13 protein-coding genes and 1 pseudogene are annotated in these 13,784 nt (G+C 48.5%); 7 read left to right on the top strand and 7 right to left on the bottom strand.

The features are described 5' to 3' along the window. Positions 1-163 precede the first annotated feature (163 nt). The 6 genes and pseudogenes from WC1_RS24710 to WC1_RS12295 all read left to right on the top strand — a co-directional run. Positions 164-339: pseudogene (locus tag WC1_RS24710) on the top strand (DUF4113 domain-containing protein); the annotation flags it as partial. Between the two features lie 175 nt (positions 340-514). Continuing rightward, positions 515-1,114, top strand: a complete 600-nt coding sequence (gene rclC / locus WC1_RS12275; RefSeq protein ID WP_032948090.1) for a reactive chlorine resistance membrane protein RclC — start codon at positions 515-517, stop codon at positions 1,112-1,114. Positions 1,115-1,148: 34 nt separating this feature from the next. Continuing rightward, complete coding sequence (locus tag WC1_RS12280; protein WP_008322331.1) at positions 1,149-1,607, top strand: DUF302 domain-containing protein; 459 nt, start codon at positions 1,149-1,151, stop codon at positions 1,605-1,607. A 121-nt stretch (positions 1,608-1,728) separates the two neighbouring features. Further along, a complete protein-coding gene (locus WC1_RS12285) occupies positions 1,729-2,004 on the top strand; it encodes a metal/formaldehyde-sensitive transcriptional repressor (RefSeq protein WP_003020296.1) in 276 nt (91 codons plus the stop codon). 32 nt (positions 2,005-2,036) lie between these two features. Beyond that, positions 2,037-3,155, top strand: a complete 1,119-nt coding sequence (locus tag WC1_RS12290; RefSeq protein ID WP_003020293.1) for an S-(hydroxymethyl)glutathione dehydrogenase/class III alcohol dehydrogenase — start codon at positions 2,037-2,039, stop codon at positions 3,153-3,155. Between the two features lie 169 nt (positions 3,156-3,324). Further along, positions 3,325-5,013, top strand: a complete 1,689-nt coding sequence (locus WC1_RS12295; protein ID WP_003836088.1) for a methyl-accepting chemotaxis protein — start codon at positions 3,325-3,327, stop codon at positions 5,011-5,013. A 49-nt stretch (positions 5,014-5,062) separates the two neighbouring features. Here the strand turns inward: WC1_RS12295 and WC1_RS12300 are convergent, their stop codons facing one another. From WC1_RS12300 to pcaQ, 7 genes are all read right to left on the bottom strand, one after another. Next, positions 5,063-6,139, bottom strand: a complete 1,077-nt coding sequence (locus WC1_RS12300) for a fimbrial protein (protein ID WP_016150292.1) — start codon at positions 6,137-6,139, stop codon at positions 5,063-5,065. A gap of 20 nt (positions 6,140-6,159) precedes the next feature. Beyond that, the gene (locus tag WC1_RS12305) at positions 6,160-6,741 is read right to left on the bottom strand and encodes a fimbrial protein (protein WP_003836094.1); all 582 of its coding nucleotides are present in this window, start codon (positions 6,739-6,741) and stop codon (positions 6,160-6,162) included. Between the two features lie 8 nt (positions 6,742-6,749). Beyond that, positions 6,750-7,292: a fimbrial protein gene (locus WC1_RS12310; RefSeq protein ID WP_003843747.1), complete on the bottom strand. Its 543-nt coding sequence runs from the start codon at positions 7,290-7,292 to the stop codon at positions 6,750-6,752. Between the two features lie 3 nt (positions 7,293-7,295). Continuing rightward, entirely contained in the window at positions 7,296-9,881 is a 2,586-nt protein-coding gene (locus tag WC1_RS12315) for an outer membrane usher protein (protein ID WP_016150291.1), read from the bottom strand. 24 nt (positions 9,882-9,905) lie between these two features. Then, positions 9,906-10,628 (bottom strand): fimbria/pilus periplasmic chaperone, encoded by a 723-nt coding sequence (locus WC1_RS12320; RefSeq protein WP_032935666.1) that lies wholly within the window; start codon positions 10,626-10,628, stop codon positions 9,906-9,908. Positions 10,629-10,713: 85 nt separating this feature from the next. After that, positions 10,714-11,271: a fimbrial protein gene (locus WC1_RS12325; protein WP_003836101.1), complete on the bottom strand. Its 558-nt coding sequence runs from the start codon at positions 11,269-11,271 to the stop codon at positions 10,714-10,716. A gap of 387 nt (positions 11,272-11,658) precedes the next feature. Further along, on the bottom strand, positions 11,659-12,582 hold the full coding sequence (gene pcaQ / locus WC1_RS12330) for a pca operon transcription factor PcaQ (protein ID WP_003843743.1): 924 nt from the start codon (positions 12,580-12,582) through the stop codon (positions 11,659-11,661). A gap of 231 nt (positions 12,583-12,813) precedes the next feature. On the opposite strand from pcaQ, the gene WC1_RS12335 reads away from it, so the two are divergent. Further along, positions 12,814-13,716: a manganese-dependent inorganic pyrophosphatase gene (locus WC1_RS12335; RefSeq protein WP_016150289.1), complete on the top strand. Its 903-nt coding sequence runs from the start codon at positions 12,814-12,816 to the stop codon at positions 13,714-13,716. Positions 13,717-13,784: the final 68 nt, after the last annotated feature.

The following is a 13,784-nucleotide window of genomic DNA, read 5'->3' as shown; positions in this document are numbered from 1 at the left end:
CTTAAACTTAAGACATGAAAAAGTATGGTTATTGTAAGGTTAAATTGTTTTATAAACCATTAACTTTTAGTGGTTATTGACGTGGGAGCATATTAATGCTGTAAGCCTGGGGTATGGATTGGTAAAAATTGATCATGTCAGGTTGGTTGCCGATACGTACGGTGAACTGAATCTTTTTGACGACAACCTAACGCCGCGGCGTAACAGCGATAAACTGATGGAGGTATCTGGGAAAAGGATAAAGGAACGCTCTGCTTTGCCGGACAAGGGATACAGCAACCGTGGGCGATGAAGAGAGACATGCTTTCACCACGTTATACAACGATTTGCTACGAGTAGTTTGATAGCCAAACCGAAAACAAGGAGTTCATTCCACTCAACCGAACTTATCCATAGTCTATATTTTGACCTTTACAGACGATCAAACAAAAATTATAGATTCCTGAACATATAGTCATATAAATAACAAGGTTATAAAGGTCGTGATTTCTACAACACAGGACCTCTGGATATGATGGATAAACTATACCAATATGTTTCAACGAAAGAAAACGTGGGAATAAATCTTTGTCGCATTTCTATTGCCATTGTATTTATGTGGATAGGATTGTTGAAGTTCATTCCCTATGAAGCAGATAGCATCGTTCCTTTTGTAGCTAATAGCCCATTTATGTCTTTCTTTTATAACGATCCGAGTAATTATACTCAGTTTATGAACCATGAGGGCGAATTAATAGAGGCTAACCGCGCATGGCATCATGCGAATAATACTTATGAGTACTCTACCGGACTTGGTATTGTTGAAGTCATTTTTTCATTATTAATCCTTGCTCATTATGTGTCACCAAAAATCGGCTTTTGGGGGGCAACACTTGCCTTCTTAACTCCTTTTGTCACTCTGACATTCCTGATATTTACACCAGAAACATGGGTAAGTGGCCAGGATTCTCACACCGGGTTTCCCTATCTTTCTGGCGCCGGGCGACTGGTCTTAAAAGACACGATAATGATGGCTGCGGGTCTTATTGCGATGGTGCATTCTGCCAAGTGTATCCTTGCACAGAATCAGCACGAGAGAGATTATACCGGCAAAGTATCCGCTGGTCTTAGATAGCTTTCCAGACTATCGTTAAATTAAGGATGTTGTGATGCTTCGGTCTCTAAAAAATATATTTATTACAGCTGCATTGTATCTGCTTATGACGGTAACCAGTCATGCTGCCAACACCGGGAATACTATGATCAAAACGTATAGTACTTATAATTACCAGCAGACCAGAGAGCATCTCATTGCTGCCATTGAGAGTAATAATCTTGTTTTTTTTGGAGAATTTGATCATGCGAAAGAGGCTAAAAATGCTGGACTAACCATGTTACCCACAACCGTCATTATTTTTGGCAATCCTAAAGGTGGCACATCATTAATGCAGGCATATCCTGATATGGCGCTCGATCTTCCCTTTAGAGTATTGATTCGGGAAGAGTCGGATGGACGTGTAGTCGTTGGATATCATCCGGTTGAGATATTACAGACTTATGGACCAGATACTGCGGCAATTCAACCCTTAAAAAATCTGGAAAAATTAGTTCAGAAAGCCATTCAGTGACCTGGCGACCAGGGCTCATCTGACGAGGCCTGGTCGTCACCCTCTCATTAAATAGATGTTAGTTTTTTACAATTACATAAAAATTCTGATAGTATACCCCCCTATAGTATATGGAGGGCGTATGCCGCATTCACCCGAAGATAAAAAACGCATTCTCACTCGTGTACGCCGTATTCGCGGTCAGGTTGATGCGCTTGAGCGCGCACTGGAATCTGGCGAACCATGCCTGTCGATCCTGCAACAAATTGCCGCCGTACGCGGCGCATCCAATGGTCTGATGGGCGAAATGGTTGAGATCCACCTGAAAGATGAACTGGTCAGTGGGGAGACAACACCAGACCAGCGAGCTGTGCGCATGGCTGAGATCGGCCATCTTCTGCGTGCTTATCTAAAATAACACCATCACCTTGCAATAATGGGAAGAGACAAATGAAATCACGTGCAGCAGTTGCATTTGGCCCCGGCCAACCGTTAAAAATTGTTGAAATCGACGTCGCACCACCAAAGAAAGGTGAAGTGCTGGTTAAAATTACCCACACCGGCGTGTGCCATACTGACGCTTTTACGCTCTCAGGCGACGATCCGGAAGGCGTGTTCCCGGCGGTACTGGGCCATGAAGGCGGCGGCATTGTGGTTGAAGTGGGGGAAGGCGTCACCAGCCTGAAACCGGGCGATCATGTGATCCCGCTGTACACCGCAGAGTGCGGCGAGTGCAAGTTCTGTAAATCGGGTAAAACTAACTTGTGCCAGGCCGTGCGGGCGACACAGGGCAAAGGTCTGATGCCTGATGGCACAACGCGCTTCTCGTATAACGGCGAGCCGATTTATCACTATATGGGCACCAGTACCTTCAGCGAATATACCGTTTGCGCAGAGATCTCGCTGGCGAAGGTTAACCCGCAGGCTCCGCTGGATAAAGTGTGTCTGCTGGGATGTGGCGTGACCACCGGTATCGGAGCGGTCCATAACACCGCGAAAGTGAAGGAAGGCGATACCGTAGCCGTATTTGGTCTGGGCGGTATTGGCCTGGCGGTGATTCAGGGCGCAGTGCAGGCAAAAGCCGGGCGTATTCTGGCTGTTGATACCAATCCGGAGAAATTCAAATTGGCTGGTGAAATGGGCGCGACCGATTTCATCAACCCAAACGATTACGATAAGCCGGTGCAGGACGTGATTGTTGAGCTCACCGACGGTGGCGTGGACTTTAGCTTTGAGTGTATCGGCAACGTTAACGTGATGCGTGCGGCGCTGGAGTGTTGCCATAAAGGGTGGGGCGAAAGCATCATCATTGGGGTGGCGGGTGCCGGTCAGGAGATCAAAACACGTCCGTTCCAGTTAGTAACCGGTCGCGTGTGGCGTGGTTCCGCGTTTGGCGGCGTAAAAGGGCGCACTCAGTTGCCGGGTATGGTCGAAGAAGCAATGAGCGGAAAAATTCAGTTAGATCCGTTTATTACGCATCGCCTGCCTCTGGAGCAGATTAACGAAGCGTTCGATTTAATGCATCAGGGTAAATCCATCCGTACTGTTATCCATTTTGGTGATAACTGATTCATTGGCCAGCGGATTTCACCGCTGGCACTTTCCTGAATTTTTTAGAATTATGTTGTGAAAGTGTGACGAATCCGGCGCTTTTCACGGTAAGTAAACTTCCCGGATTGCCGATGACTATCTAACGGGCGTGTTTTCACGCATAAACCCTACAAGAGAGTCGACGGTCATGGACAACACTACATCGATGCAAGCCCTGCATAAACTGGGCTTTCTGCATCAAATCCGACTGGTTCCGCTGTTTTCCTCCATTCTCGGTGGCATCCTTCTGCTATTCGCCTTAAGTTCCGGGCTGGCAGGTTATTTTCTTATGCAGGCCGATCGCGATCAGCGCGATGTAACCGATGAGATTCAGGTCCGGATGGGGTTATCTAACAGCTCTAACCACTTACGCACCGCGCGTATCAACATGATCCATGCTGGTGCGGCGAGCCGTATTGCTGAAATGGATGACATGAAGGCCAATATTGCCGAGGCAGAAAAACGTATTAAGCAATCGCAGGACGGTTTCAATACTTATATGGCTCGTGCGGTGAAAACTACTGCCGGAGAGGCGTTAGACGCTGAACTGAGCGCCAATTTCAAAGCCTATATCGATGGCTTACAGCCTATGCTCAAGTACGCTAAAAACGGCATGTTCGAGGCGATCATCAACCATGAAAATGAACAGGCCAGACCGCTGGACTCTGCTTACAACAAGGTATTGTTAAAGGCGATCGATATTCGTACCGCCAGGGCGAATCAGTTAAGCGAACAGGCGCACCAACGTACACAGCTTGGCATGGCCTTTATGCTGGGGGCATTCGTTCTTGCGCTGGCACTGACCGTGATGACGTTTATTGTTCTGCGCCGTACCGTTATTCATCCTCTGTTACGTGCGGCCCAGCGCATTGAGCAAATTTCAGAAGGGGACCTGACAATGCCAGAGGAACCCACCGGGCGCAGCGAAATTGGGCGCCTGAGCCGTCATCTGCAGACAATGCAACGGTCGCTGGCGAAAACAGTGGGCACGGTACGTCAGGGCGCGGAAGAAATCTACCGCGGTACCAGTGAGATTTCGGCGGGTAATACCGATCTGTCTTCACGTACCGAACAACAGGCCGCGGCGATTGAACAAACGGCGGCCAGCATGGAAGAGCTGACGGCTACGGTGAAGCAAAACGCCGACAACGCGCATCATGCGAGTACGCTGGCGGAAGATGCATCCGGCAAGGCCAGCCGGGGCGGTCAGATGGTCTCTGGTGTGGTGAAAACCATGGGCAATATCTCAACGAGCTCGAAGAAAATCTCTGAAATTACCGCCGTTATTAACAGCATTGCCTTCCAGACCAATATCCTGGCGCTGAACGCGGCGGTTGAGGCGGCGCGGGCAGGAGAGCAGGGGCGTGGGTTTGCAGTGGTGGCTAGTGAGGTCCGTACGCTGGCAAGCCGCAGCGCTCAGGCGGCAAAAGAGATAGAAGGATTGATCAGCGAATCAGTCCGATTGATTGACCAGGGCTCTGGAGAAGTCGTCGCGGCGGGCAATACGATGACGGATATTGTCGATGCGGTAAAACGCGTGACCGACATTATGCTGGAAATTGCGGCGGCCTCTGATGAACAAAGCCGGGGCATCGTCCAGGTAAGCCAGGCGATTTCAGAGATGGATAAGGTCACACAGCAAAACGCCTCATTGGTTGAAGAAGCATCGGCTGCTGCGGCCTCTCTTGAAGAGCAGGCCGCACGCTTAACGGAAGCCGTCGGCACATTCCGTTTAACCGGGACAAGCGCAATTAGACGCGTTACACCTGCCGTTCATCCATCGGTTTCACTGCCAAAATCAAACACGGTAAATACGGATAACTGGGAAACATTCTGACAGGCCAGCCATCCGGTAATACGATCCTTTGTATTACCGGATTTACTATCTATTTGTACGTGGCACTAATAGTTCCCGCTGCGGTGAACGCGCCAGGGGTGTAGTCATCGCAGGTACTGTTATTGCTGGCGGAGGTGCAGGTGAGTAACCCGGCCATGGTGATATCTTTCGCCGTTACGATGGAACCAAAGTCGATGGACACTGAAGAATTTGTGTCATTCGCCGACAGATATTGCCGGGACGATCCCTCGTAAGAAACCGCCACTCCCCGTCCGCCCGCTGCTGAGGTGCCAGTTGTGGTATTGGCGAGAATAGACAACCCGCTATTATCATAAGCCGCTTTGGTCGACGTCAGTTTAAGGGTAACCCCTGAAGCATTAACGCAGTTGCTATTTTTCAAGGTGAAGGTTTTTCGTGGTTTGTCATTACCCACATCGCCAAAGTCGATGGTGGTGGGGGATACGGATAAATTACAGGTTGGCGTGGCGAATTTTACGGTGAATGAAGATGCGTTTACTGTAGCGACAACCTGTTGACTACTTACATCTTCATTCCCTGCTTTAAACCTGCCTACTTCACCATTTATAACAGGATGCGCTTCACCATTACCTATTGAGGAAACCACCCCACGCTGCCAAACTTCGATGTATAATCCAACAGGAAAACCTCCTTCTGCGGCATTATCGATCTCACGTGTCCAACTCGTATTAGACGGAATGTAAGCTGTATAAGTAGCATTAATAGAATTAGCTATGTAAATGTTATAATATATTCCAGGTATGCTCGTTGGAAAAAAAACTCTGTTGTAGCTATATTTTGTACTACCACTGGTGCTGGTATAACTATCGTATTGCGTACCGCTTGTTGCTGTGGATCTTCCATAAAAATCAGAACCATCATTACCTGTATTACAAGTTATGTGACCATATTCTCCCGCACTGAGCGTCCCCAATAGCACGGGTGTTGTACTGGATGGGTTATAATTATTCACGACTAACGTTCCCGCGCTTACCGTGCTGGTATTAATTTTGTCAAAATAACACTCCTTAGCCTGCACCTGATATGAATAAATTCCGTTCAACAGCAATGCCACAAAAGAAATTGATCGTGAAATCATCGTGCTCATATTAACCTGCCGTTTATCCATTATTTGTAGCTCACGCTGATTTGCACCTGACTTAATACGCCACCTGGAGTGACCGTTTTTGCTGAATCCACTTTTTGAAAACGAGCCGAAAGGGTGATATCAGAATAGGTAGTGGTTGAACCTTTATAGTTAACAATATTGACGGCAGAGGTATTGTCTTTATTAAGCACATTAATAGCAACTGGACTTGTTCTCCCCTCAAAGACCACAACGCCCACGTTTCCCGCTGCAGTCATCGGACCGGTATATTCATTCGGGAATATCTGATTACCGGTGAGTTGCGCTTTTTGCGGCTTAAAGCTCAACACCAGCGTTTTGGCGAGAGAGCCTGAATCACAGCGGAAGCTAATCTTCAGGGGCTGTGTGGGGACGTTACCCTTCGTTGTTGCTGATAAATTCGCCCATGCGCCGCCAGCGGCGAACTCGCTCGCGTCTAAGTCGCCCAAATCAACATCGGAGGCGGTGATGTCACAGCTACCAGTAACCAACTCCGCCTTAACCGTTAATACATTTGTATTGGTACTGTTCGCGGCCCATAGCGGCGTGGATATCAGCAATAAGGCTATTGGTATAAATTTCATGGTGGCTCCTACTGATAGGTGGTGGTGAACGTCAACGAACCGTTGAAGGTGCCACTTGTCGCGGTGGTTGAGTAAGACGTTGGACGCAGAGATAAAACCAGGTTCAGGGCCTTATTGGTGCGCTCAGTTGAGGTCCAGTCAAACGGCGTACTGCTATTGAGAACTAACAGAGAATTTGGGGAGCCAGAACGATACAAAACTGCTGCGGCCCCGTTATTCCCACCATAGAGTTCGGTTGGATAGCCGTTGTACCACGAAGAGGCTTTAATACCCGTTTTCATCCAGGTAACCGTCTGGTTTGTACTGGATCCGATCGTGCAGTTGCTGTACTGCAACGAAAAATCTTTCAGCGTATTAGCGCCCTGAGCTTCCAGTTCTGCGCGGGTTAATACACCAAAATCAATGGTCTGGTTCACCGCTTTGCTTGAACCAACAACAATATTGACGGTGCAGGTCATAGCAAGCAAATTGGCTTTAAAGTTAACCACGACATCTGCCGCAAAGAGATGTGGGCTGCATAATAGAAAAGAAACAAGCATTACCTGGCGCATAAGCTATTTCCCGGCTCCTGGCATCTGGCAAATTAACGTCTCCAGACGAATTGATTTTCCGATCATCGCGGGCGCGTCAGGGATCTGGTAGCTCACATCGCAGTAGCTTGCGGCGTCGCTCCCCCAAATAACCTTCAGGCTGCCACGTTGTTCGATCCCGCGTAAAAAGGCGCGGCCCGCCTGACCCATTGCGCCAACGGATTCTCCCTGTTCATTGAGAATGTTCGCGCCCAATGGAATGAAACTGTTATCGCTACGTCTGAGCGTGACAAACACCGATTGACCTTGCTGGGTGGCGAAGGTGACTTTCACCACGGCGCCATCGCGCGGAACCACGGCGGCGGAGGTGTTTTTCACTTCGACGTCTGCCTTGATGGTGCTGAGATCCAGCCCGACGGTATTCTCGGCATAAGGCGAAAGACTGGTGGCAACTGCATATCCGGCACTGTCAATCTCACCATACCCATTGGTGGTGGTCGCGCCATCTGCACCTTGCGCTTCAATAAGGGCTATGGCGCTTTGTGCGTTGACATTACCCGGTAACAGCGTCAATCCACCGCTGTGTAACAGCACACCGCCGTTATTGTTTAGGGAATACTGCTGGTTATGATTTTTATCGACTGTAGCGGAAACGCTGGTCGCTCCATGCGCGCCGTTATAGGTGGAATATCCGCTGACGGAATAGGTGTCTTCTCCCTGGCTGGCCTGGTTAGCGGTAGTACTGAGGCTGTAGTTCCATTTATTGTTGCTACTGTTACCACTGGCCGTACTGGTGAAACCATTGTTGCCGCTAAAGTCGCTATTGGCGCTGAGGTTCAGACTGGAGAATGCTGGTTGATCGTTTTGAGCGTTGCTACCAAAAGGAATACTCAACCCAACGTACAGGCTGTCATCTTCATCACCCCATTCGTTATAACTACGCTGCAGCGAGATATTCCACGAGATGGTGCGGAAAGTATTGCTGTAGCCCAGCGAATACTGAGACGTTTTGTCTGAGCTACCCCAATAACTCGTCCAGGTGCCGCTGAGATAGAATGAGCCGTAATCCTCTCCGTTGAGGACAATAGGTTGATTGACGTTAGCCTGAAGCTCATTTTTGGAATGACTGTAGCTGTTGCGATACGCATCGTTACGGTTAGTATCGTGATCGTCGCTATAACTATCGATGCTATTTTGCAAAGAGATGACGTCATTAAGCGAGAGGTAATCTTTGGTGCTGTATCGATAGGCGCTAAAGCTGAAATTGGTCTGTGTTGCGTCCAGCACATTACTGTAGCTTACACGGTAACTCTGCCCCTGCAGAGCGCCAATATCTTCAAGTGAAGCGCGAGAGTGGATAACATCGACTGCGATAGCACCAAGACGCGTATTCATCGCCAGACCCAGCATCCCCGCCAGATAGTCATCTTCCATTGACTGTATGCCGCCATACAGCGTGAAAATATCGCTCAGTCCATAATTACCGTTCGTGGTGAGCACCCAGGGGGAGTCGCTGTTGTCATTGTTGTCTAATGTCCCAACGGCAAAATCCCAGTCAACTTCACCCTTGGTCATTAACTGAGCAACAGAGGCATACGGTACGGTGAATAGCCGTTTTGACCCATCAGCTTCTTCCACGGTAACGTCGAGGTCAGCGCCGTTGATTGCCACATAATAATCCTTCAGAGCAAAAGGACCTGGCGGAACGGTAGTTTCATAGATGATGCGCGACTGCTGTCGTACGGTAATTTTGGCATTACTGTTGGCCACGCCGTTGATGACGGGAACGTAGCGACCATCATGCGGATCCATGCGTTTGTCGTTATACAGATGTATGCCTTTAATGCCGATACTATCCAGTACTTCGCTGCGAGAGGTGACCTGGCCCAGTTCCATTTGTGCCCGCATAGGGGGTAAATCCCGTGCTAAATAGAGATCGTAGCTGTCCCAGGTTGCACTATCGTCTTTTGTCCAGTTCAGCGCGCCGCTGGAACGTAACCGCCATGCTCCAAGGTTGAGACCATAGCCGAGCCCCAGATAACCACTGTCAGAGGCGCTACCGTCATTTTCACTGTGATAACCGCTGAAGCTCCAGTTCAGTATTGCAGCAGGAATACCGGCATCCCAGCGTGCGGGGTTGACATAACCCGCAGGGTGGCTGACGAGAAACAGTTGCGGAATTGTGAGCATCAGGATCTGTGAATTAGGATCGTAACTCACGCTGGATGAGGGGTAATAATCCGCCAGGATATAGCATTGCGATTCACCTTCGTCCGCATCTGCCGTGGGAAGTTTGCTTACATCAACGTTTGCTTCATCGAGCACCTCACGAGTCAGGCAGGGAGACGCGTTCGGGGTGTGGTTGTCAATAAACTGGATCTTTGCAGTTTGCTGTTGCTCACCGTTAATCCAAACTGAGACGGTATATATACCGGGTTTCACCGGGTTGCCGCGTGCATATTGTGACACGTCGATTGCCGATTTTTTACCTGCATTGCTGAAGATAAAGTCATCGTTGAATTCAATGTAATTATCGTCAGCAAAACCTGTCTGACAAATAGCCAATAATACCCATACTGAGGTCGCTAACCGGTGTTTTGACATTGACATAGAGCAATCCTTGCACGCGTTTTTTTATTTATCCGTTACGTCAACGTTAGCCCCGTAATCATTGACTGCTGTCCATGAAACGGATTCTAGCCGGGGAGTGGTGAGCGTTTTCACTTCATAGCTGGCGCTGGAAAAAGGGGCGACCATGTCGGGCTCAATTTTGTATTTTTTCCCCCCGGAAGTGATGTTAGCTCCAACAAGCGAAACAAAATAAGGAGAGTCATTTTTCGCCGTCGCCCAAATTTGTTTACCTTGGTTTGCAAGGCTCCATTTCAGATGTTGGATTGCGTCATCCGCCGAACCAGGAAGGGATGCGGGGCGATAAAAAACCTTGATGCGGGTTTTCAGCGCGATCTGCAGCTGATTTGATTTAGCGGCATCTTTATTTTTTCCGGGGATTTCAAGTGCATTAAACCAATACACGCTTTCACGATCGGTGGGTAACGGTTGCCCGTCCCAGTTTAAGCGTACGGTCAGTCCCTGTTTAGGATCGACCCGACTGACTGGGGGGGAGGCGATAAAAGGAACGTTTAAGGTTTGCGGATCAACATCTTCATGACCATCGTCTAACCAGGACTGGACTAATAAAGGTTGTTGCCCCTGATTAACCATTTTAATTAGTGCCTCCTTCGCGTCGGAAGGGTAAATAACACGGGTAGCGTTAATCACTATGCTGGCGACTGACGAATAGCTAAAAGAGATAGCGGCAGAAAATATAATTAATCTGAATGTATTTTGTGGAATCATATCATTTGTGTCTTGGTTAAATAGCTGCAACCTTGAATTAAAGTTGCAGCAGAGTTATTAACTAATGTTGATCTTATACAGCTTGTTAGGGGTAGGTTGTTACAAAGGTGGTATTCGCTTTCACTACACCAACAGTCGGCGTACCAGAACCTGAGTAGATATAACCGACGGTATAATTAAATACTGCACCGTTGGTGGTATCGTAAGTGGCTTCAGATTGCGGTGTGGCTGATGTAAAATCGATAATGGTACTGGTTGCGGTATCTTCTACCTGGAAACCCGCATCTTTATCTCCTGCGGCAGCGTTTAACAATGCTTTGCTGGTGCTATTGTAATTACCGGTTGTTGAAAATTGCCCTTTTACTTTACCACCCGCTGGTTCAGTGGCGCAGTTTTTAACGGTGATCTGAAATTTGGTTTTCATCGCAGGACTACTGACAGCCGCTTGCATCGCAGGAACAGTGATATCTGGCAGTTTGACCTCTTTGGAAGCAGAAATACCATCAATACTGACATCACAGGTTGATGATGTAATATTTCCTGAAAAATCAATGTTTGCAGAATCAGAACCAGCCGCTTGGGCCTGAAAAGTAGCACCTGCGACCAGAAGCGCTACTGCGCTTAAACAATTAACAAATTTCACGTTATTTTCCTTAATAACAAATTAAATGGCGAAAACATTATATGTCGTGAGATTCTGACTGAATAGCGGGTGAAGCTGAGGTTAGTGTTTTTTAAGAATTTGTTTAGAGGTAATAGCTAATTATTTAATGTAATATGAAATTAACTTAATTGGATTGATTTTTTATTCTTCATTGAATTCCAAGAAGAAATTTTTAGATGTAAGTTTGTGTCGGGGATTTCGTCCGCCATTATTCGACAGAGATATCATCAATAATAAGTGTTGCTTAAATTGCTTTTAAGAAAAAATACGCTTTTAGCTGTGTTTTATGACGGTTTCACCGTCCATATATTGAACATTTACATGAATTGGGCCTGTAGGTACTAACAGGCCCAATCATCAATACGATTAAACAGGTACGGTTTTGCGTATTGCGGCGATAAGGATCTGCGCGGCCTGAGAGAGTTGCACATCGACACGAGTAAGAATCCCGATGGGTTCACCCGCCCCGTGGGTAGGTATCGGCAACGACACCAGCGTCGCCTGGCGTAAATCCTCTCTAACCGCACCTGAAGGGACAAACCATACATAGTCGTAATCAACCGTCAGTTGGCGGGAGAGCGATGCTGACAGTGTTTCAATGCAGCCAGGCGGCATTTTACAGCCCTGACTTTGCAACAATGCTTCTGCGTGCTGGCGAGGCGCGGTTCCTTTTGGCGAAACCACCACCGGCCACTCCATTACCCGACTTAACGTGATGGTTTCCTGCAACAACGGGTGGTTAGGGCGCACGACCAGTTTAAGTGATTCCAGAAACAACAATTCATAATTCAGACCGACCATCAATTCCGGATCGGCCATGCGACCAATGCCGAGATCAATTTCTCCGGACTTTAAACCCGCCAGGATCATTGGGTTACTCATGGTGGCAACCTGCAGCGTGGTCTCCATTTGCTGCTTGTGGAAAGGACCAATTACCGCAGGCAGAATGCCCAGTGCCGCGGTGGGTAAGGCCCCAATCCGTACGACATCAGTCTGCGATTCTTCGCGCTGATTTAACGCTTGCCCGGCAGTGTTGAGCGCATCCAGCACTCTTACCGCGTGGGTAAGAAACTGCTCTCCTGGCAGCGTTAACTGCGCGCCAAGGCGGCCACGCTCAAAGAGCCGGGTCCCGGTCAGTTGCTCCAGTTCATTTAGCGTTTTGGAGAGTGCCGGTTGACTCAGGTTAAGGGTCTCAGCCGCGCGCCCCAACGTTCCCTGCTGTGCAACGGCGACAAAAGTATGAAGATGGCGCAAGCGAATGCGCTGATTGAACAGAACATTTTTTTCCATAAGCGATGTTAAAAACAGAGCCGTATCGGTGACAAGTAAAGTTGTTTGTTTTTGATAACCTGATAGCAAAATATTATTAACATTTATCATGTTTTACTTACAACTGATTTATTTTGCTTATGTTTTGTACAGCGTTGCTGGGTGGTGGGATCATGGAAGGGAGTATGTTCAGTCGTTATACTTTGGTTATTGTTTACTTTTGAACGATTTCTCTTCACAAGGCACTGATGAATGATACATGTAATAGGGCACCTTAATCCCGATAGCGATGCCATCTGCACCGCCGCAATGACGGCTCGTTGGCTTAGTTTACGTGGCCAGCAGGCGACGGCATGGCGTTTGGGCGAGCCTAACCGCGAAACGCAGTTTATCTTTGAGCATGCGGGGCTGACGATGCCTGAACGGTTGACGTTTGAACTGACCGATCGTGATGTCTGGCTGGTCGATTTCACCGAGCCTGCTCAGGGGCCGGAATCGTTGACAGAAAGTAACGTGGTGGGAATTATCGATCATCACCGACTTGGTGGGTTAGTCACCCGTCTGCCACCGGAAGTGTGGGTGAAGCCCGTCGGCAGTAGCGCAACCCTGCTGTGGCAACTGATGCCGGAAGATGAACGCAACCAGTTATCTTCCGCTGAGGCTATTTTACTGCTCGGCGCCGTATTGAGTGACACTGTCACGCTTCGTTCACCAACGACCACCACTGACGATCGCCTGGCGGTTGATGCGCTGGCCCAAAAAACCGGAGTGGATCTTGACGCTTTCAGTCGCGACCTGCTGTCAGCCAAAACAAGCGTGGAAGGGATGAGCGCCCGCGAACTTTTGCAGAAAGACATTAAAACCTTCACCATCCATGGACATTCAGTCTGTGTAGCGCAGCTTGAACTGTATGCGCTGCAACAGGTGGATGCGGTGCTGGACGATCTCCGTCAGGAAATGGCGCGCTATGCAGAGGAAAAGAATGCTGCGTTGGTCGTGCTGATGCTCACCGACATCAATCTGGGTGACACCAGCCTGTGGTTTGCTGGAGCAGAACTTTCAGACATCCCGCAACCCTGCAAGGTAGAAGGTATGCTTAGCCGTAAAAAACAGATGCTCCCCTGGCTGGAAAGTCATTTGAAACCCCGTCAGTAGGTACTGTTCATCGTTTATATGGGTGGGAAGTTTACGCGGGGTCACACTTTGTAAATTCTTCCCACCGG

The sequence above is a fragment of the Citrobacter sp. KTE30 genome (assembly GCF_000398825.1).
Lineage (GTDB): Bacteria > Pseudomonadota > Gammaproteobacteria > Enterobacterales > Enterobacteriaceae > Citrobacter > Citrobacter freundii.
The sequence above is the reverse complement of the archived record's forward strand: the minus strand, read 5'-3'. Positions and strand labels throughout refer to the sequence as shown.

Excerpts from the sequence above, each read along its gene's own strand:
- WC1_RS12290 (WP_003020293.1), top strand. The coding sequence starts at position 2,037 with ATGAAATCACGTGCAGCAGTTGCATTTGGCCCCGGCCAACCGTTAAAA.
- WC1_RS12310 (WP_003843747.1), bottom strand. The coding sequence starts at position 7,292 with ATGCGCCAGGTAATGCTTGTTTCTTTTCTATTATGCAGCCCACATCTC.
- WC1_RS12305 (WP_003836094.1), bottom strand. The coding sequence starts at position 6,741 with ATGAAATTTATACCAATAGCCTTATTGCTGATATCCACGCCGCTATGG.
- WC1_RS12335 (WP_016150289.1), top strand. The coding sequence starts at position 12,814 with ATGATACATGTAATAGGGCACCTTAATCCCGATAGCGATGCCATCTGC.
- pcaQ (WP_003843743.1), bottom strand. The coding sequence starts at position 12,582 with ATGGAAAAAAATGTTCTGTTCAATCAGCGCATTCGCTTGCGCCATCTT.
- WC1_RS12280 (WP_008322331.1), top strand. The coding sequence starts at position 1,149 with ATGCTTCGGTCTCTAAAAAATATATTTATTACAGCTGCATTGTATCTG.
- rclC (WP_032948090.1), top strand. The coding sequence starts at position 515 with ATGGATAAACTATACCAATATGTTTCAACGAAAGAAAACGTGGGAATA.
- WC1_RS12295 (WP_003836088.1), top strand. The coding sequence starts at position 3,325 with ATGGACAACACTACATCGATGCAAGCCCTGCATAAACTGGGCTTTCTG.
- WC1_RS12285 (WP_003020296.1), top strand. The coding sequence starts at position 1,729 with ATGCCGCATTCACCCGAAGATAAAAAACGCATTCTCACTCGTGTACGC.
- WC1_RS12300 (WP_016150292.1), bottom strand. The coding sequence starts at position 6,139 with ATGAGCACGATGATTTCACGATCAATTTCTTTTGTGGCATTGCTGTTG.
- WC1_RS12315 (WP_016150291.1), bottom strand. The coding sequence starts at position 9,881 with ATGTCAATGTCAAAACACCGGTTAGCGACCTCAGTATGGGTATTATTG.
- WC1_RS12320 (WP_032935666.1), bottom strand. The coding sequence starts at position 10,628 with ATGATTCCACAAAATACATTCAGATTAATTATATTTTCTGCCGCTATC.